Annotated in this window: 17 protein-coding genes and 1 pseudogene; 14 read left to right on the plus strand and 4 right to left on the minus strand. The window is 42.1% G+C overall.

Features of this window, described 5'->3' with window-relative positions; all coding sequences use genetic code 11:
• Positions 1-13: 13 nt before the first annotated feature.
• The 9 genes from J7E57_RS02560 to J7E57_RS02600 all read left to right on the plus strand — a co-directional run bounded on the left by J7E57_RS02560 (position 14) and on the right by J7E57_RS02600 (position 6,925).
• Positions 14-817, plus strand: coding sequence for a class I SAM-dependent methyltransferase (locus tag J7E57_RS02560; RefSeq protein ID WP_215125021.1), 804 nt, complete (start codon positions 14-16; stop codon positions 815-817).
• A gap of 18 nt (positions 818-835) precedes the next feature.
• Positions 836-1,543: a hypothetical protein gene (locus J7E57_RS02565; protein WP_215125022.1), complete on the plus strand. Its 708-nt coding sequence runs from the start codon at positions 836-838 to the stop codon at positions 1,541-1,543.
• A complete protein-coding gene (locus J7E57_RS02570) occupies positions 1,533-2,024 on the plus strand; it encodes a DUF302 domain-containing protein (RefSeq protein ID WP_215125023.1) in 492 nt (163 codons plus the stop codon). Before J7E57_RS02565 ends, J7E57_RS02570 begins: the two co-directional genes overlap by 11 nt.
• Positions 2,025-2,031: 7 nt before the next feature.
• Positions 2,032-2,496: a DUF1304 family protein gene (locus J7E57_RS02575; RefSeq protein WP_215125024.1), complete on the plus strand. Its 465-nt coding sequence runs from the start codon at positions 2,032-2,034 to the stop codon at positions 2,494-2,496.
• Between the two features lie 12 nt (positions 2,497-2,508).
• On the plus strand, positions 2,509-3,384 hold the full coding sequence (locus J7E57_RS02580; RefSeq protein WP_215125025.1) for an NmrA family NAD(P)-binding protein: 876 nt from the start codon (positions 2,509-2,511) through the stop codon (positions 3,382-3,384).
• A 17-nt stretch (positions 3,385-3,401) separates the two neighbouring features.
• Positions 3,402-3,812 (plus strand): DinB family protein, encoded by a 411-nt coding sequence (locus J7E57_RS02585; RefSeq protein ID WP_215125026.1) that lies wholly within the window; start codon positions 3,402-3,404, stop codon positions 3,810-3,812.
• A 14-nt stretch (positions 3,813-3,826) separates the two neighbouring features.
• Positions 3,827-4,696, plus strand: a complete 870-nt coding sequence (locus J7E57_RS02590; RefSeq protein ID WP_215125027.1) for an NmrA family NAD(P)-binding protein — start codon at positions 3,827-3,829, stop codon at positions 4,694-4,696.
• Positions 4,697-4,759: 63 nt separating this feature from the next.
• A complete protein-coding gene (locus J7E57_RS02595; RefSeq protein ID WP_215125028.1) occupies positions 4,760-5,350 on the plus strand; it encodes a TetR/AcrR family transcriptional regulator in 591 nt (196 codons plus the stop codon).
• 27 nt (positions 5,351-5,377) lie between these two features.
• Entirely contained in the window at positions 5,378-6,925 is a 1,548-nt protein-coding gene (locus tag J7E57_RS02600; RefSeq protein WP_215125029.1) for a DHA2 family efflux MFS transporter permease subunit, read from the plus strand.
• A gap of 514 nt (positions 6,926-7,439) precedes the next feature.
• On the opposite strand, the gene J7E57_RS02605 is transcribed toward J7E57_RS02600, so the two are convergent.
• The gene (locus J7E57_RS02605) at positions 7,440-8,357 is read right to left on the minus strand and encodes a helix-turn-helix transcriptional regulator (RefSeq protein ID WP_215125030.1); all 918 of its coding nucleotides are present in this window, start codon (positions 8,355-8,357) and stop codon (positions 7,440-7,442) included.
• 284 nt (positions 8,358-8,641) lie between these two features.
• Between J7E57_RS02605 and J7E57_RS02610 the strand changes: the two are divergent.
• From J7E57_RS02610 to J7E57_RS02630, 5 genes and pseudogenes are all read left to right on the plus strand, one after another.
• A pseudogene (locus J7E57_RS02610) lies at positions 8,642-9,487 on the plus strand (aminotransferase class I/II-fold pyridoxal phosphate-dependent enzyme); the annotation flags it as partial.
• A gap of 134 nt (positions 9,488-9,621) precedes the next feature.
• Positions 9,622-10,206 (plus strand): TetR/AcrR family transcriptional regulator, encoded by a 585-nt coding sequence (locus J7E57_RS02615; RefSeq protein ID WP_251029773.1) that lies wholly within the window; start codon positions 9,622-9,624, stop codon positions 10,204-10,206.
• A gap of 568 nt (positions 10,207-10,774) precedes the next feature.
• The gene (locus J7E57_RS02620) at positions 10,775-11,386 is read left to right on the plus strand and encodes a Crp/Fnr family transcriptional regulator (protein WP_215125032.1); all 612 of its coding nucleotides are present in this window, start codon (positions 10,775-10,777) and stop codon (positions 11,384-11,386) included.
• 190 nt (positions 11,387-11,576) lie between these two features.
• On the plus strand, positions 11,577-11,816 hold the full coding sequence (locus tag J7E57_RS02625) for a hypothetical protein (protein ID WP_215125033.1): 240 nt from the start codon (positions 11,577-11,579) through the stop codon (positions 11,814-11,816).
• A gap of 170 nt (positions 11,817-11,986) precedes the next feature.
• Positions 11,987-12,352, plus strand: coding sequence for a hypothetical protein (locus tag J7E57_RS02630; protein ID WP_215125034.1), 366 nt, complete (start codon positions 11,987-11,989; stop codon positions 12,350-12,352).
• A 52-nt stretch (positions 12,353-12,404) separates the two neighbouring features.
• Here J7E57_RS02630 and J7E57_RS02635 read toward each other — a convergent pair whose 3' ends face one another.
• From J7E57_RS02635 to J7E57_RS02645, 3 genes are read right to left on the minus strand one after another with little or no spacing between them, the layout of a single operon-like run.
• On the minus strand, positions 12,405-13,751 hold the full coding sequence (locus J7E57_RS02635) for a RagB/SusD family nutrient uptake outer membrane protein (RefSeq protein WP_215125035.1): 1,347 nt from the start codon (positions 13,749-13,751) through the stop codon (positions 12,405-12,407).
• An 11-nt stretch (positions 13,752-13,762) separates the two neighbouring features.
• Complete coding sequence (locus J7E57_RS02640) at positions 13,763-16,951, minus strand: SusC/RagA family TonB-linked outer membrane protein (RefSeq protein WP_215125036.1); 3,189 nt, start codon at positions 16,949-16,951, stop codon at positions 13,763-13,765.
• A 7-nt stretch (positions 16,952-16,958) separates the two neighbouring features.
• On the minus strand, positions 16,959-18,188 hold the full coding sequence (locus J7E57_RS02645; protein WP_215125037.1) for a TlpA family protein disulfide reductase: 1,230 nt from the start codon (positions 18,186-18,188) through the stop codon (positions 16,959-16,961).
• Between the last annotated feature and the right edge of the window lie 140 nt (positions 18,189-18,328).

The following is an 18,328-nucleotide window of genomic DNA, read 5'->3' on the forward strand; positions in this document are numbered from 1 at the left end:
AAACTAAAGTACAATGAACTCAAACCTACAATTCAGCGGACTCATTCCTCAACACTACCAGGAGCTGCTAGCGCCTTTTCTATTTGACGGCTTCTCCCGAGATCTGGTTGACCGGATAAATTTTGTGGGTGTCCGCGACGTGCTGGAACTGGCCAGTGGAACAGGCAGCCTGACCTACAATTTACTTCAAAAGTTGCCAGCCGAAGCGCATTTACTGGCTACTGATCTGGAACGCAGTATGCTGGAAGTGGCAAGTCAAAGACTCGAGTCTGAACATTTATCCTGGGACGTAGTGGATATGACCAGCATACCTTATGTCGACGAGCAGTTTGACCTGATTGTTTGCCAGTTCGGCCTGATGCTGGTGCCGGATAAATTAAAGGCGCTTACGGAAATGCGACGGGTATTGAAAAAGGGCGGCAGGCTGGTGTTTAGTGTTTGGGCGGATATCCAGGACAATGCGGTTTGGGAGATCAGTGGGAAAGTTATCGAAAGCTTTCTAGGAGCCAACCCGATGCTCCAAAATCCCGGTCCTTTTTCCCTGGCAAACAAAGATGACGCGACTGATCTGCTTGAAAAAGCAGGTTTCGAAAACAGCACGGTTACTTCAGTCGCTCACAATGGCACCATTGAAAGCGCAGCGATGTCAGCCGGTGGCATGATACAGGGACTTCCGGTCTTTATGGCAATCAATAAAAGAGATCCTGCACTGGTGTCTCAAATTGTGAAGGCACTGGAATCCAAACTGGAATCAACTCTAGGTAACCATCCGCTAATATCCCCGTTACGGGCCTTAGTGTTTGAAAACGTTAAATAAAATTTAAAACAAAAAAAAATGGAAAATATAGCTTGGTACGTATACGTACTTTTTTCAGCAACGGTTGTCCTTTCGGCGTGGCTATTCATTAAGGCAACCGGTTATTCTAAAACCGGCATCATTATGATCATTGTCTGGACAATAATCCAGTCCGGGCTTGGCTTATCCGGGTTCTACAGTAATACCGATTCACTGACTTCCCGGTTTCCCCTGCTTGTCATTCCACCGGTGCTGTTCCTGGGCTCGCGGTTTTTTACAGTAAGCGGAAAAGCATTTATTGATGGGTTGGATCTAAAAACACTAACCATATTCCACATCATCAGAATTCCGGTGGAAGTTACCCTTTTGTTCTTGTTCCTTGGAAATGCTATTCCCGAGGCCATGACCTTTGAAGGAAGGAACTTTGATATCCTTTCAGGTCTTTCAGCACCTGTAATCTACTATTTTGCCTTCGTCAAAAAGAGTCTTGGCAAAACTGCAATGATCATCTGGAATGTCATCTGCATAGTTTTGTTGCTAAGCGTTGTAACTAGCGCTGTCTTATCCCTTCCTGAAAGATACAACCAGTTTGGTTTTGAACAGCCCAACATTGGTGTCGGATTCTTTCCCTTTCTCTTGCTTCCTGCCTTGCTTGTTCCGCTGGCATTATTCTCGGGCGCTGCTGCCATCAGGCAACTCGTTTTAAACAAAAATTTCACCTTTAAAAATCAAAATCATGAAAACTGAATACTTCGTTACCCACCTGTCCGTACCGCTTAAATCCAACTATCAGGCTTTTACACAGGAATTAGAAAAGGCACTTGGAAAACTCGATCTGCCTGCCCTTGCCAAGGCAGGGCATGACTCCAAAGCCACCGAACTAGCGATTATGGCGATGCAGGGCGAAGAAGGAATGACGTTGTTTAACTTGGAAGACCTGGGCCAATTGCTCAGTTTAAACGGACCACCCAGAACAGGCAAAAGATATTTTGTCGGTAATTACCAGCGTGCCTCCCAGATCATCAGCAGCGACATCCGCCTTGGCTTATATGCACCACTTCGTGTTTTGGTATACGAAACGGAAAACGGAAGCGCACACGTCGAATATGAACTCCCATCTTCCCAATTTTCAAGGTTCGGGGTTGAACTGATTACCAAGTCGGGCCTGGGCTTGGATGGAAAACTGGAACGACTGATTGCAGCCTGCGACCTGCGTGCATCAAAATAGGTAACTGATGGAAATTGCAAATCAAAATACAGCCAAACTTGGCAGATTAAACAGAACATTGGTCATCCTGGCGATTATTGTACACCTGTTATTCTTTCTGTTGGAAGCTATTTTCTGGATGATGCCAGAGGTTCATACGGTATTGATTGAAAAGTTGAATAACCCAGTGTCATCAACGGTATACGTCCAGGCATTGACTTTAAAAAATCTGTTCATCAATCAGGGATTTTACAACCTGTTTCTGGTTTGCGCAGGGGTATGGGGATTACGACTTCTACAGGTGAAGAAAGTCTCAGAAGGATACGCAGTACTAATCTTGTTGTGTTTTTCTGCCGCCGGAGCGGGGGTCGTCCTGGCATTAAGTACAAAGGCCTATATCTTGGCAGTCCTTCAGGCTGCGCCGTCTCTGTTGGCACTTATCCGCTTGTATCCGGTATTTCAAAAGCTCACAAATTCAATAAATCACGATTAAAAGATAATGACAATGAAAAATCAAGTATTAATTACCGGGGCTACCGGAAATACCGGCGGTCATGCCGTAAAATACCTTTTGGAACAAGGCGTTCCTGTCAGGGCACTAGTCCATAAACTAGATGGCCGATCTGATGCACTTGTTGCTTTAGGAGTTGAGGTGGTGTTAGGTGACCTGTCCGATCTGGAATCTGTAAGTGCCGCCATGAAAGACATCTCTAGCGCATTCTTTGTCTATCCAATCACACAACCAGGCATCATTGAGGCTACGGCATATTTTGCGCAGGCCGCCGCAGAAAATGGTGTAGCACATATTGTGAACCTTTCCCAGTTTGGGGCGCACCGTCATGTAAGAAGTCATGGCGCACAAAACCACTGGATTGCTGAGAGGGTCTTCGAACGGTCTGGGGTACCAGTAACGCAGCTGCGCCCAACCCTGTTCGCAGAATGGTTCCTATACCAGTCGACGATGATCAGCTCACAGCGCAAATTTTTTCTTCCTTTTGGCGATGCCCGATATGCGCCGATAGCTACCGAAGATATCGGACGTGTGGTGGCGGCAATATTGGCAGAACCAGCTCCCCACGCCGGCAAGAGCTATGATTTGTTTGGGCCAAAAATCTTAAATATGGCAGAGATCGCAGCCATCTTTTCCGAGCAGCTGGAGAGTACAGTGACCTACGTCCCAATTGATACAGATACCTTCGTCGGCATTGTTAAAACGGCTATGAACGCAGGCCCTTATTTCCTGCAGCACGTGACATCGCTTGGTCAGGACCTCAAGGAAGGCAGGGCGGCTGGGATGAATGATTTGGTGGAAACCCTAACCGGACAGAAACCAATGGAGATATCAGAATTTATTCATAAAAACAAAGCAGCATTCGCTTAAAGAATAAACCAACGGCCATGGAACAATACCTAGCAGCATTAACGGCAAACAGAGCATCACTAAACGAGCGCACCCGGAGCCTTACCGGCGCACAACTTAACTGGGTACCTCCGGGGCATCAGAATAACATCATCTGGAATATGGGTCACATGCTTGTTGTAAGTGAAAACATATTGTATAAACTTTCACCGCACAGCAGGCCAGTACATCCCTTTGAGATCGCGCAATTCGGCAGGAACATTAAGCCTGAGCATATTGTCCTGGAACAGGAAATATCTCAGATCAGTCAGGCATTGTTGAAAACTGCCCGGACTTTCAAAGGAGCTCCCGAAGCGACTGTCAGCAAAGAGCGGTTACAGTTTCTATTGTTCCACGAAAGCCTTCACCACCAGACTATTGATAAAATTATACAACAATTAACCATTTAAAAAATTAAACCATCATGGAAACAAAAGTATTAGTCACTGGCGCTACCGGCGCTACAGGCAAAAATGCCATCATCAAACTCGTTGAACTGAACATCCCTGTAAGGGCACTTGTTCATAAAATAGATGCCCGTTCTGCTGAACTTGCCGCCCTGGGAGTTGAGATCGTGGAAGGCGACTTATCAGATCTAAACTCGGTAAGTGCCGCTTTAAAAGGAATTAGCGCTGCCTATTTTGTCTACCCGATACAAGTTCCGGGTTTGATCGAGGCGACGGCATATTTCATTCAGGCCGCATTAGAAGAAAATGTTGGTCATATCGTAAACATGTCCCAAAGAACTGCAAGGAGAAATTCCCCTAGTCATGCAGCGCAAAACCACTGGATCTCCGAACGTTTATTTGACCAATCAGGAATACCCGTAACCCATTTACGCCCAACACTATTTGCCGAATGGCTTTCTTATTTCGCCGGTGAGATAAAAGGGAACAACAGACTGATCTCTCCGTTTACTGATATCGCTTATGCCCCGATCGCTGGAGAAGATACCGGCCGGGTGATCGCCTCTATTCTTGCCGATCCAGAATCATTTGCCGGACAGACGTTAGAGTTGTATGGCCCGGAGGAATTAACCCAGGAGCAGGTTACAGAACAGTTATCGGAGGTATTGGGAAGAAAAATTACCTATATCCCGATGGAGATAGACGCTTTCGGAGAAGTCTTAAAACAATATTTTACTCCATATTTTGTACAGCACATTGGGGGAGTTGCACAAGACTTCAAGAGCGGCATATCAGGTGGGATGAACAAACACGTTGAACAGATTACCGGCCAATATCCCATATCCATCAGGGATTACATTCAGAAAAACATTGCGCTCTTCAAATAATCCTAACTAATTCCATTACTCAGGCATTTTGAGGCGTCATCAAAACATCCTTTTATAATAGATATGTCAAAAGCAGAACGAACACGTCAATACATCATTGAGAAAACGGCACCCTTATTTAACAGGAAAGGTTATGTCGGAACGACCATGAGTGACATCATGGAAGTAACCGGCCTTTCCAAAGGAGGCATATACGGTAGTTTTGCGAAAAAAGACGAGGTGATGGTCGCCGCCTTCCGGTTCAACCATCAGAGGCTGCAGGACAATTTTAACAAAAAATTGAAAGCGAAGGTCAGTTTTAAAGAGAAATTACTGGCCTACCCTCAGCACTATAAGGGATATTTCGAGCATTTGATGCGAAGTGGAGGTTGCCCTATCCAGAACACTGCCATTGAAGCAGATGACACGCATCCCCTGTTGAAAAAATTGGCCGGAGATGCACTTGAAGTTTGGAAAAAACAACTGATCGGTTTCATTGAAGGAGGCATAGCGAGAGGGGAGTTTTCTGCTAGAGCAATTGATCCCGAACGGACTGCGCTAACCATCATATCCGCCATTGAGGGTGCTGTAATGGTTTCGATGTTATCCGGAAAAACCAGCGAATTAGGGCTGGTGATGGATTCTGTAACCAAGCTAATCACAGACCTAGACTAACTTACTAATTGCCCATATATAGTTTACATGAAACCCATACATAGAACAATACTCCTGCTCACGGTAATAGCTGCCGCAATTATGGAACTTATAGATATATCCATTGTAAATGTCGCACTGTCTCATATGAGCGGGAACCTTGGCGCGACACTGGAGGATACCTCTTGGGTAATCACCGCCTATGCCATCGCAAATGTGATCATTATCCCCATGACCAGCTTTTTGACCACTAATCTAGGCCGCCGCAACTATTATATCGGGTCAGTCGTACTATTCGTTTTCTGCTCCTTCATGTGTGGCAATTCCTCCAATATCTGGGAATTAGTCTGCTTTCGGTTCCTGCAAGGCCTTGGCGGCGGGGCTTTGCTTTCCGTGTCAGCAGCTGTAGTCTATGAACTCTTCCCGAAAGAAAAGCAAGCTACTGCCAGCGCCATTTTTGGAGTAGGCATCTTCCTTGGACCAACCATCGGACCGACACTCGGTGGGTACATTACAGAATTTGCTTCATGGCCCTGGATCTTCTACATCAATTTGCCTATTGGAGTCCTTGTAGCATTTTCATGTTATATGTTGTTGCCAGAGCCAGTTTTGAAGGGTAAGAAAACAGCAGTGGACTGGACAGGAATTGGACTTCTTGCCACCGGCATAGGCGCTTTGCAAACCGTTTTGGAGAGAGGCCAGGCGGAGGACTGGTTTGACACCGGTTATATTGTAATCCTAACCGTAGTTGCAGTGATCTCGCTTGCAAGCTTTATATACTGGGAACTCCGCGTCAGTAACCCTGTAGTCGATCTGCGGGTGCTGAAGAGCAAAGAGCTAGCAATAGCCGCGGTATTAACCTTTATTACCGGAATTGGGATGTTCACTTCCATTTACCTCACTCCGGTTCTTTCCCAGCGTCTGCTCTCTTTTTCACCTTCGCAAACTGGAGTATTGCTGCTGCCAGGCTCGTTTGTTGCCCTTCTTGTACTGGTTTTATCTGGCAAGATTTTACAGAAAGGAGTTTCTCCCGTTTTAATTGTACTGTTTGGATTTATTTGCTTCATTTATTTCAACTGGTCCATGTCTCAAATTAGCCTGAACACCTCGTCCACTTACATCTCCATTGCCTTGATTTTCCGCGCGGCAGGTATGGCCTTTCTTACTGTCCCGCTGACCACACTGGCAATATCCTCACTCGAAGCTAAAGACATGCCTCAGGGAGCCGCACTGAATAATATGATGCGTCAACTTGGTGGTTCGTTCGGAATTTCGATCCTAAACACCTATGTAGCTCGAAGGATGGGTGTCCATCGGACTGATCTGATCAGCAACATCACAGAATACAATCCCATAGCCACTGAAAGAATTCACAATTTAACGAAAACATTCCAGCAACGTGGTTTCGACCAATCAGCAGCATACGGGCGGGCAATGAAAGTAATTGACAACACCGTACAAAAGCATTCTTTGCTGTTAAGCTACATTGACGGATATCTCTTTATTGGAATCTTCTTTGCTTTGGCTATTCCTTTACTGTTACTGGTAGCCAAAAGGAGAAAAGGGCCTATAGTGATCGCATCGGCCGACCACTAAGGAGATGGGCTAGTTCAGTATTAAACAATCGGCGGAGATTATAGCTGGATATTTTTAGCTTATTGCTTTAGCCAATTCTACACAGAAAGATTTGATTTTTATGTCTAGTTTCTATTGATTTTGAATGTAAATAATTGAATGAACAAATACGCTGATAAAATTATAGCAAACTTAATTCTTAAAATATGATTAAGGCAATGATGACGACCGGCAGTTAATTATCGAACTGTTGGCAAAGTCCTTTGAGGACAACCAGAGTGTAAACTACATTATCCCTCAGGATGCCAAAAAGCCGGAGCGCACTCGCGCTCTAATGGACTACTCCATCGAGGTATGTTCCCTGTTCGGCGAGGTATGGCTCTCCGATGATAAGAAAGCTTGCACCCTTATTTTGTATCTACCACCAAAAGTCAGTCCTTCCGGTTCTTTAATCAATTTTATCTGGCTTCAAGTAAAAAAAAAGGCCAGCTGGTCTTGCAAGACGGCAACTGTTTGTTCAAATCACTTAACCCCTTCAACGCTGATTGTTTTGCAGTTTATGAATCAGCGCAGCACGGTTTTTTACCTTCGTTTTTCGGAAAATATTTTGGATGTGTTTTTTTACAGTTTCCTCTGAAATGTCCATTTTGACGGCGATCTCTTTATTAGTCATTCCTTCATATAGCCTTTGTATGATTAGTGTTTCCGTTCTGGTGAGATTGTAATGCAGGCAGTTCGCATAAAATAGCATCAGGCTTGTACTACCAATTGTTATATGGGCCTTTTGCATATATTCCAATCTCGCCCTCCTGGCCGATTTAACGAAAAACAGCAAGGTGATAATAATGAAACCTAAATTGGCGCACAGGACAAAAGCGAATTGCTCAGCCTGCAACCAGCTCAGAAAAGTCATCCCTGACCAAGGGAGTACTGCGCAATAAACCATCATTTCCTCTGCATAGAAGCGGTCCTGCCGGTTTCGTTCATAACGTTGCCTGATTGCCTTCAGGATATCCCATAGAATCACAAAGAAATAAACAGTAGGTATGATTGATCCATATTTGGTATCTTTTTCGAGTTGTCCGTTAATCGAAGACAGGATAACGTAAAAGAATAAGTAAGGCAATAGTAGGAATAAAAACACACCGCGGGTTGCGTGCCAGCGGATTGAAACCAATTCAAATTCCCTGTAAAAATAATACGGGAAGTAGGAAGCCAATAAAAAGCCTGTGGCATTTGTGATCATTATCTGCACCTGTACTGGGAATTGTATTTCTGCATTCGGTAAAAAGCCAATAGAGATGTTAAAGAGTACCAGCAAAAACAACAATAGACAATACTTGCCTTGGTGAGCATCTTGGGGACGATAAAAATAACGCGCAATTTGCCAGATAAGCATAACGGTTTCCAACCCAATACAAATGAGGGTAACGATATGTATCTGTGTAGCCATGTCCGCATATTTTTTACCTAATACATAAATAAATACGTTTGGTGGCTTTTACTAATTAAGCCTAATCTTCTTATATGCATTGGCTAACCAGGACTACCTGTATGTTAAGAAAAGATTAAACGTATGTGCATATAAAGATACGAGTAAATACCCCGCGTATGGGATAATTGAAAAATGTGACGGTTCAATTACGAAAGTCAGCAAAGATCTTGGTTAACCAAATTCGGTATTCATAGTCGCCCAGCCGTTGCTCATAGAAGTTAGATTTTGTTTGCTATACTGCCAACAGTTCTACCTTACTGTCTATGCTGAAAGCGGAAGACTGTGCTATTGTCGATATGGCCGTCCACGCCAGTGTGTATGAAGGATTGTATGAAACGAATGTAAAGCGGTTCCCCCATAACAGCCTCATCCATTTGGAAAGGGCCCTAGTTGACGTGCAATCTAAATACCTTACGCGCATAGTGGTCATTGACGGTGTTTATTCACAGGATGGTGGCCTGTCCAAGATGGAAGAAATTTACGAGCTGACCAAAAAATATGGGGCATTTCTAATGGTAGATGATGCACATGGGATCGGAGTTCTGGGACAAACCGGAAGAGGTGCCATTGAGATTTTTAGCTTGTTGGATAAAATAGATATTATTTCAGGAACGTTAAGCAAAGCATTCGGGCATATTGGAGGATTTGTGATTGCCAAGCCAGAGGTCGCTAATTACTTGAAATTTCAATCACGCCAACAGGTATTTTCTTCAACATCAACGCCTGCCGCAGCTGGTTTGCTGAAGGCCATTGACTTAATAGATGAAGAACCGGAGTGGCGCATCAAACTAGCTGATAACGTTACATATTATAAAAAGGGGCTATTGGATCTGAAACTTGATATCGGCACAACCGCCTCGCCGATCATACCAATTAAAATCGGAAATGCACATAAGACCGGAAATGCCGCAAGGTTACTGCTGGAGGCAGGAGTGTACGTAAATGCCATTGTCTATCCGGGTGTTTCCCGAAAGGATGCCCGTATAAGAACCAGCCTGATGGCTACCCATACCCGTGAGCACATAGACAAGGTACTCAACGCATTTGAATATGTTAATCAGAGGCTACAAATTGCTAAAGGCGAATAGCGGCGTATTTCACACAATTACCATTATGGTAAAAATGATGTCACTGAATTAAAAATGTTTAAATTAGTTGGCATTTAAGTGAAACGATGACAAAAAAAAGATATCAGGGACCGTCAAACGACAAGGAACGGTCTATGCAGAAGCTAATTGATGCCGTTGGGGTAGTTATCAAAACTAAAGGATATACCGGTCTAAGTGCTACCAATATAGCTCAGGCCGCAGGTCTGAGCAGAAGGCTTATCACACAGTATTTCGACACCATCGAGAATCTGATCGAGACCTATGTACGTGGTAAGGATTATTGGCTGGCCACAGCCGGCGATGCCGTTGACATGATAAAAAGAAGTAATGGAAATAATACGAGGAATATCCTAGATTGCCTTTTACAAAATCAACTGGACTATTTTCTCAGTAATGAGGAAATGCAAAAAACTATTCTTTGGCAAATCAGTGAAAGAACCAAGATCATGACCGAGGTTTGTGAGGAAAGGGAGCTGCTCAGCAAATTCTTTTTTGCTTTGTCTGATAAAGAACTAGAAGGAAGGAATATTGATCTGAGAGCGGTTTCAGCCATACTTGTAGCGGGCATTTATTACCTAGTGTTGCATGCAAAATCCACCGACGTGTTATTCTGTGAAGTAGACCTAAATAAACCGGAAGGTATGGAAAGGATAAAAAATGCTATTAGCTTGTTACTCAAGAAGACCTATGAATCCTGATATTCGGTTGCAATAAGTTCCAGCGATTAGAGATGTAGATTTAGAGAGTTTTTATACGACAGAGACGTTTAGGTATTAACTGGGTTACGTATGATTATTCCATTACCGATTATGTGTAAAATTGTGCCGAGAGCGTTAATTTGCGGGGGCTAACTGTTCTAGTTTCCCCTGCTTATTTTACCTTAAGCTCTCAAGAAGCGACACTTTCCGATTTAACTTTGGCTAAGTAATAGATGTCTGATTTGCATTACTATTGCTTAGTCCATTCCATTTATTAAATCCAGCGAACGTTGTTTGATGACGACCATTGCACCTCCATCTGACAAATTGCTTCACCGTTCAAAATAATTTCGAGATCTCAAATAAAGCCTGAGAATATTTTCCCTTCCGCAAAATTGTAGGCATTTAACGGCTTTAGGCACGTTTTGTCATAGAAAATACCACTATTTAGTAATGTCTATTACCTGAATTGAGTATTTACAGTTGCAGGAAGGCCGGCTAATTTTACATCACATTTTAATTTTTAACCAGCACTGGAAAGCAACCATGCGCATTTAATCTCATTTCTATGACAGCCAAAAAATTATATAACATATTGTTTGGTATGGAGCATCTCCCGACTGAACTTCAGAATGAACAAGAACGCATAAGATTGGCACAATACTTAGATAGCATTATCGGTTCAAGCCAGCATACGCATACTCAGTTATTATTTAGTGCCGGACAGGAAGCGGAGTATATTTATTTTGTAGAGGAAGGCCTTGCCAGGGGTTACAATTACGACGCTGAAAGGCACAGAGAGGATACTGTTATTCTTTGGGATGAAGGCTCTATATTTACCGACCCTTCAGGCTTCTTTAAAAAGCGACCCGCTGATCTTAATGTAGAGGTCATGTCAGGGAGTATTCTTAGGGTCATTTCCCATAAGCAATTGCTTGCGCTCTATGAGCAGTTCGCTTATGCAAACGTGTTCACCGCCTGTATGGCTTCAAGGTATACAAGCTATTTTATCAAAAGAAGCCATGATCTGGTTAGTTTATCCGCTTGGGAAAGATACCAGGAACTTCTCCTCCGTCATCCTGGCATCGAGCAAAAGGTCACCAAAGAAATGATCGCATCCTATATCAACGTTGCGCCGCAGTCGCTTAGTCGCATATTAAAGGAAAACAGAGGGTTCTAGCCTGTGTGGCACTTTTACAATCAACTCATGTCAATGTTTTTATGAATGTCTGTTAAGTTATTTCGCAACCTAGGTTACATCATTTTACCACATAAGTGTAGTTTAATTTAGAAGTCAAGAATGTAGCTTTAATTAGCCATTCAGGTCACCGGTTTCTCAAAGAAAAAGGCGTTATACTTAAATCATTACCATGAAAATTGTAGATGCGGCGAAAATAACAGACATTGCCAGGATCATATCCTTAGCGGTAATGCTTGCCTATTTGGCACTGCTGTTCATCCGTTTCATGAGTTCCTACTTGCCCAATCGGATATGGTATACTACCATATCAATGCGGACTGGCTTCAATTGCCCTTACGCCCGAAAGAGAACCCGAAACAGAATCGCTCATGATCGTAAATTTGCACTGTTCCAGCGTTACGGCGGTTAATAGAGTGTGTTGAATTGCCCCTGACAGTAGGCAGCATTTCTGGTTTGGCCGACCATAAAAATCCACAACTACACAACTAATGAGACAATAAAAATATAGGTAAGACGTCTGACCTAAATAGATGTATAATTTAAGGTTCGCATTTATCCTAAAGTGCATATTACCGCCTTATGGCACTAACAAAAAAAATAATGGGTGCGGTTGCAGCAATCGCACTAGTATTAACAACAATATTAACTTTTGCCTTTAAAGCAGACGGAGTGAATAAAGAGAAAACTTCTTTGTTAAGCAAACGCGCTGTGAATTGGTATTTTATTGGCACGGATCTGGCCGATGCCACTGACGCCAGTCAATATACAAGAACACCTAGTCCCGGTCAAATTTCTACGTGTGGAAATCCTAATCCGACATTGCCATGTCAGATCAGCGTTCCTGATGATGTAGAAAACGAATCAGATCTAGAAGCTTACTTTCTTGAACCAGCTCACGATGAACCATCAGAGGTTTATAGCCAGTCTATAAGCAAAAAACCCTGAAGTTAGTGACCTGATGCTAGTTAGACGAAAAGGTGCAGATATTGCACCTTTTCTAGTTTTGGGTTATACCGGTAATTTCTATTACATTTTCCGGAATCGGCAACGCATATCTAGGATCGTTGGGAGAAAGCTCGTAAGTTCTTCCGTCCAATTTCCTACGCAGGATAATTTCTGGTTTTTCCTTGTTAAGTCGTTTGATGTCTGACCATCTCAATCCTCTAAAAACAAGCTCTTTCCGTCGCTCTGACAACACAGTTTTTAGCAATTCTTTCTGGTCAGTATTACTATATTCAACATAATTTTTTCTCACAATGCGATTTGACAAAAGTCGATGAAGGTCTGCCAAGGCTTCCTGTATTTTGTTCAACCTAGCGAAACACTCAGCTCTTGTCAGGAACATTTCATCTGTACCTATTCCCCAGAACAGCATTGAGTTATGCGATTCATAGCTTCCTTTATATTTGTAAGTATTATCTGTGTTTTTCTTAAAATATAAAGTCCTTCTCAAATCATAGGCGGAGTATCCGGAATATAGCGTGCTATCTATGTTCCCTACAAATATCGACGTTGTCGATCCTGAAGCCAGTTCAAAGACTACTTCTGTATTAAATCTTGAAAAGGGCAAAGCTGCCAAAGTATCAAGCTCGTTGTAATCCAACAGATCATTTCTTAGCTGTAGGCATGAGTCTGCATATTTACCGGCCATTGTATAATCACCCATAAAGAGATAGGTTCTTGACAGGAAACCGAATGCGGCAGGCTTGGACGGCCTAATGACATGGGAAGATTTTATATTCAGTAGTCCTGCTGCTCTTTTAAGATCGTCTATGATTTGATCATAGCATTGTTGAACATTTGATCTTTTGGTAGGTTCGTTAAAATTTGTATTCAGCCTGATGGGTATTCCAAGATCTGAGCTTGCCGTAACAGGATCATATGCCTTTGCCCAAATGCCCATACCGTTCAAGAAAGCGGATGCCCTGAATACCAATGCCTGCCCAAGTATATCTCTACTTCTGAACTTCTCTGAAGGTTCAAATTTATCGTAAGCCTCAATCACAGCATTAGCATAGTTTACTTTTTCATAGAGGTTATACCAGTCGTTGACAGGGTTGGAAAAAACAACATTTTTGTTCCAGATATACAGATTTCTTTCATCCTCGCTGGCAAGTCCTTTCCAGAGTTCTGTAGTAAGGTAAAAATTATCGGCACTTGTTTCTCCTAGTGCCGATTCCTGCTCGCTCATCTTATAATAGGTATCTAACATTGCCTGTAGGTCTTCAGCGGTTCCAGGTACGGCAAGCCTGCTGTCAGGTTTGGTTTCCAAGTATTTTTTACATCCTGTGATAGCCAAAGAAAAAACCATTAGGCACACTATCATCTTTTTTTCTGTCTTCATTTGATTAATAATTAAAATCCAGCCCTTAGGCCTAAAGAGATTGTTTTTGAAGGAGGAAGAGAGGTTAGATTTCTTGAATAGTCAGGATCAATGTTCTTCTTATTGGCAGTCCATAGCAGGCCGACGTTGCTCATATTGGCATATAAGTTGAAATCGCTAATTTTCAGTCTGGCCAAGAATGATAATTTCGGGCTGTACTCAATATTAATATACTGGATCCTAACATGATCACCCTTTTCAATCAGGGCGCCGGAATACTTATAGAAATTTTCCCTGTTTGTAGGAGCTGGGTAGACCAGTGAAGGTATACTTGTCCATTTTTCGTCTCCAGGATTTTGCCACCTCTCTGCAAAGTCTTTATGGCCTTTGCCGTTTGTATATAACCCATTATATTCAATACTTTGTCGTCTAAAAAAATATCCGAGTTTATAGCTTAGTGCTATACTTAAGGACAGCCCTTGCCAAGAAAAAGTATTTCCAAGATTTCCGTAATAGGTTGGGATAGCGGACCCCCAATAGGTGAGGTCATCAATTGTTGCAGTTGCTCCCGTTAATGTTGCGTAATTTTTGTTTACTACTCCATTGAGATATCCCTGTGGATCTCCAGTGGAAGGATCAAGTCCTGCCCACTTATAGGAAAGAATGCTATAAACTGGCAATCCGACTTTTCCGGTTATACCAATCGCAGATGTCATGAAATTGCTTGCCCTGATTGAGCTCAGATAATAATCCGTTACTCTATCCTTATAACGGCTCAAGTTCAGATTCGTTAACCATTTAAATCGACCATTAAAATTTATTGCACGTATTTCTATGTCAACGCCATTGCCCTTCATGGACGCAGCATTTTTTAGAAGGTTGAGTCCAGACCCAGTGGTAGGATCAAGGGGGGAGTTTCCCAAAAGGTCAGTTCCCTTCTTCTTAAAATATTCAAGACTTCCACTTATACGGCTATTTTTGGAACCAAAATCCAGAGCGAAATTTATTGTCCTGATTGTCTCCCACTTTAACTCAGGGTTGCCGAATTGGCTAAAGGTCGCATAGGGGGTTTGGGTGTATGGTGAATTGGCCCCATACAAAATCGTGGTAACAGCTGATCTCGATGGATCGGCATTGCCACTAAACCCGTAGGTTGCCCTGAGCTTTAATAAGGGCAAAGAATTGATGTTATAAAAGCTTTCCTTTGAAATCTGCCAGCTTAGCCCAGCTGACCATAAGGGGTTCCACTTATCATTTGTATTTACACCGAACAAGTTGGTTGCATCCTGCCTTGCACTTGCAGATAGTGTATACCTATTCTTGTAGGTATACGCCATATTGAAAAAATTGGACAGGTAATACAATTGGGTCTGGTACATGGTTCCGCTGGATGGAACAAATGCGTTACGCCCGGTAATAAAGTTTGGGTAGGTTCTTGTAAAATCCACATTTCCAAAAGTTAACAGGTCATCATTGAAACCATAATTTTTGCTCAATGCCCTTGAATTTACATTGTTTCTGAACTCCGCGCCGGCCAGGGCATGGAGCTCATGATCTCCAAATGTCTGGTCAAAATTGATCTGTCCCCTAATCTGGTTACTGTTGGTACGAGAGTAATCCTTATCCAGGATGCCTCCTTTAGGAACTATATATAGTACATTTCCATCTTTGTCAATTTGCGTAAACGAATTAACAACATCCCTTGCAAAATAACTGTTCTTGTCTTTCAGTGAAGTTCCTTCAACATTCTGGTTTTCATATTGGTATTTGGCCGAGATACTTATTCCATTACCCACATTATAGTTAAGATCCAGATTGAGAAGTATGTCCTGCAGTCTAGACTTCTGATCCAGGTTCCTGTAATCTTCTAGGGGGTAATATTTCCAGTCCAACAACTTTCCCCCTCCAGCAGTTTCCAGATAAGGCTGTCTATACTGATAAAATGGGGCTGAACTGCCGTCCGGATTTTGTAGGATGGCATATGGGTATAGTTCGTTATAGGCAGAGGCGAAACTTCCATAACCCTGTTTTCCCATGGCGGTATTTTGTTGGGTGTATCTCAATGAGGAAATCACCGTCAGGTTCTTAAAGAGATGGATACTGTTTTCGAAACCCGTTGTAATTCTCTCCATTTGCTCTTTTAGTGTAGTTCTATTATTATCATACCCTCCCATTATCCTCCAGTTATAGTACTCAGATCCGCCAGACATGCTTAATGCATGTTGGGTATTTATACCTGTCTTGTAAACCAGTTTATCATATTCATTTCGAACATCGATGGTTTCCAAATAGCCAATTCTCTGTTCCATTTCTTCGGCTGACAGTTGATTATTGTCATGGCGGACAAGCATCTCTACTACCGGTGATAATGGGCTGCCCAAGGTATTTATCCTACTCCTGTAGTAACCCTTTCCATAGAGCATTTTTTCCACCTCTATAAAATCATTGGATGATATTAAAGGCATATAAAATAGGTCAGGTCTGCCTTGTAGGCTGACATTTGATGACAGACTAACTTTAAGTGGCTGATTATAATGGGCTTTTTTTGTAGTAATAACAATTACACCATTACCTGCTCTTGTTCCCCATATTGATGCCGCTGCAGCGTCTTTCAAAATGCTAATCGACTCCACATCATTAGGATTTATGTTGCCTAAATCACCCTCGTAGGGGAAATTATTTAAGATTACAAGTGGGCTTTTAGGCCCTACAATAGAACTAAGTCCCCGTATCATTATGGCTCCTTGATCCGTCTGACTCTTGTTTATCACTAGACCGCCAGCTACTGCTTCCAGTCTATCTAGGATATTTGTGCTTATCTGTTGTTCCAATTGCTGCCTATTTATGACCGTAAATGAGCCAGTCGCTCTTTCTTTTGATAAGGTCTGGTAGCCAGTAGAAACAGTAACTTCGTTTAGGTTCATAATGCGAGAAGCCAACTGAACTTCTAGCGTTTCTTTTAATGGGACTTTCACATTAACAATAAGGTCATTATAGCCAAGTAAATGTAAGACTAGACTATAATCGCCTTCTACCAGATCTATAGAGAAATGTCCAAAGCTGTCTGTCACTGATTTGTTGATGTTGTCCTTCACTGTTATCAGTACTCCGGCTAAAGGGAGGTTGTCGGCTTTTGATGTAACTCTTCCCCGTACCGTTTGTGAATTGGCATTGAGTGATACCGAAAATAATATTAATAATATGTAAATAGTAATTCTCATAATTGATCTAAATCTTTTTAGTAAGGACAAATAGGTGCATCTTACGAGATTTCTTAACTAGTTTCAATCCGTAATCGCTTAGTTCTCTGTTTGCCTCGTCGAGGTTGTTTATGCTTTTGCTTAGTCTAATGTTAAATTCGCCTGTTATACCTGTCTCATTAACTATTGGCATTTCCTTTGACAGATTATTCAATCTTGCAATAACCCTTTTCAGATTAATGCTAATCTTCTCTTCCGGTTTTGAATCAGTCATATGTGAATTACTTTTACTAACCAAAGCGAGAATGATTCTATTTTCTTTCTTAAAGGTTACTTGGTAAGGAGAATATTTAGCTAAATCCCGAATTAATTCTTGATAAAGGCTGGTGTGAGATTCCGTAATATTCCTGTATTCGTAATTGAAGTATTCCTTTTTGAACAAGTCGTCATTTTTAATATTTATCCTAATCGACGATGGATGGCTTGGTGTATTGGTTTCTTGCAAAAGTCCATATGCAATTCTATAATAGATATCCTGAAAGGTAGAATTCGTCATGATTTTACCTATGATGACATTGTTTTTGTTGATAATATCTCTTGATCCCGATGGTAAACCAGGATTCCAACCTTTAACAAGGATGGAATAGAACACGGTTTGTTCAATGGGGAGATCCGGACTACCATAAAGAGGTATCGACAAATCCATGTCCTTTTTCAGATGGATCAATTTGCTGTTATGCAATAACAGGTTATTAATATGCTCATTATTTAATGCTTCAATATCAGTTGCACCTAAATAAACGCCGCTCTTACTTAACCAAACATAATGTGGAATGATTTGATGTGGAAACAAACTGGTAAAAAGCGTATCATTCACTATCGTTGTTTCATTGGTACGATTTGGTATCTTTTCTACGAAAGCCTGAACCGTTTTTTGGTCTTCACGCGTTGCCATGATTATTTCTAAATCATTTGTGAATCTTTTTTGTAGACTGCTTGTTTTTGGAATATTTCCAATACAAGCACTACACCACGTCGCCCAAAAGTCCAGTATGATCAGTTTGCCTTTGTAGTCGTTTAGGGTAATAGTCTTTTTACCAGTTGGATGGTTGACAACCTGTAAGGGCATACTCCAAACGGCTTCGGGAATGGTGTCGCCGATGGTTAGAGGCTTTATATTATTGTTCTGGCTTTGCGCTTTGGCCCTAAAAAAAAGGCAAAGCGTGGCCAGTACTATGGTTAGTATAATTTTTTTCATTAGTTTTTATGAAATAATAAGTTGGTCAGTTGATCAAAAAAAAGCGAGACGACGCACATCTCCCTATTTGATATGGCGCCGTCTGCTGATTAATTTTGCCGTTTAAACGGGTGATTTTATTATCAATTTGAACAATTCTT

The sequence above is a fragment of the Pedobacter sp. ISL-64 genome, from assembly GCF_018613605.1.
In the GTDB taxonomy this organism is placed as follows: Bacteria; Bacteroidota; Bacteroidia; order Sphingobacteriales; family Sphingobacteriaceae; genus Pedobacter.

Coding starts and splice junctions, on each gene's coding strand:
- J7E57_RS02560 (WP_215125021.1), top strand. CDS start 14: ATGAACTCAAACCTACAATTCAGCGGACTCATTCCTCAACACTACCAG.
- J7E57_RS02565 (WP_215125022.1), top strand. CDS start 836: ATGGAAAATATAGCTTGGTACGTATACGTACTTTTTTCAGCAACGGTT.
- J7E57_RS02570 (WP_215125023.1), top strand. CDS start 1,533: ATGAAAACTGAATACTTCGTTACCCACCTGTCCGTACCGCTTAAATCC.
- J7E57_RS02575 (WP_215125024.1), top strand. CDS start 2,032: ATGGAAATTGCAAATCAAAATACAGCCAAACTTGGCAGATTAAACAGA.
- J7E57_RS02580 (WP_215125025.1), top strand. CDS start 2,509: ATGAAAAATCAAGTATTAATTACCGGGGCTACCGGAAATACCGGCGGT.
- J7E57_RS02585 (WP_215125026.1), top strand. CDS start 3,402: ATGGAACAATACCTAGCAGCATTAACGGCAAACAGAGCATCACTAAAC.
- J7E57_RS02590 (WP_215125027.1), top strand. CDS start 3,827: ATGGAAACAAAAGTATTAGTCACTGGCGCTACCGGCGCTACAGGCAAA.
- J7E57_RS02595 (WP_215125028.1), top strand. CDS start 4,760: ATGTCAAAAGCAGAACGAACACGTCAATACATCATTGAGAAAACGGCA.
- J7E57_RS02600 (WP_215125029.1), top strand. CDS start 5,378: ATGAAACCCATACATAGAACAATACTCCTGCTCACGGTAATAGCTGCC.
- J7E57_RS02605 (WP_215125030.1), bottom strand. CDS start 8,357: ATGGCTACACAGATACATATCGTTACCCTCATTTGTATTGGGTTGGAA.
- J7E57_RS02615 (WP_251029773.1), top strand. CDS start 9,622: ATGCAGAAGCTAATTGATGCCGTTGGGGTAGTTATCAAAACTAAAGGA.
- J7E57_RS02620 (WP_215125032.1), top strand. CDS start 10,775: ATGACAGCCAAAAAATTATATAACATATTGTTTGGTATGGAGCATCTC.
- J7E57_RS02625 (WP_215125033.1), top strand. CDS start 11,577: ATGAAAATTGTAGATGCGGCGAAAATAACAGACATTGCCAGGATCATA.
- J7E57_RS02630 (WP_215125034.1), top strand. CDS start 11,987: ATGGCACTAACAAAAAAAATAATGGGTGCGGTTGCAGCAATCGCACTA.
- J7E57_RS02635 (WP_215125035.1), bottom strand. CDS start 13,751: ATGAAGACAGAAAAAAAGATGATAGTGTGCCTAATGGTTTTTTCTTTG.
- J7E57_RS02640 (WP_215125036.1), bottom strand. CDS start 16,951: ATGAGAATTACTATTTACATATTATTAATATTATTTTCGGTATCACTC.
- J7E57_RS02645 (WP_215125037.1), bottom strand. CDS start 18,188: ATGAAAAAAATTATACTAACCATAGTACTGGCCACGCTTTGCCTTTTT.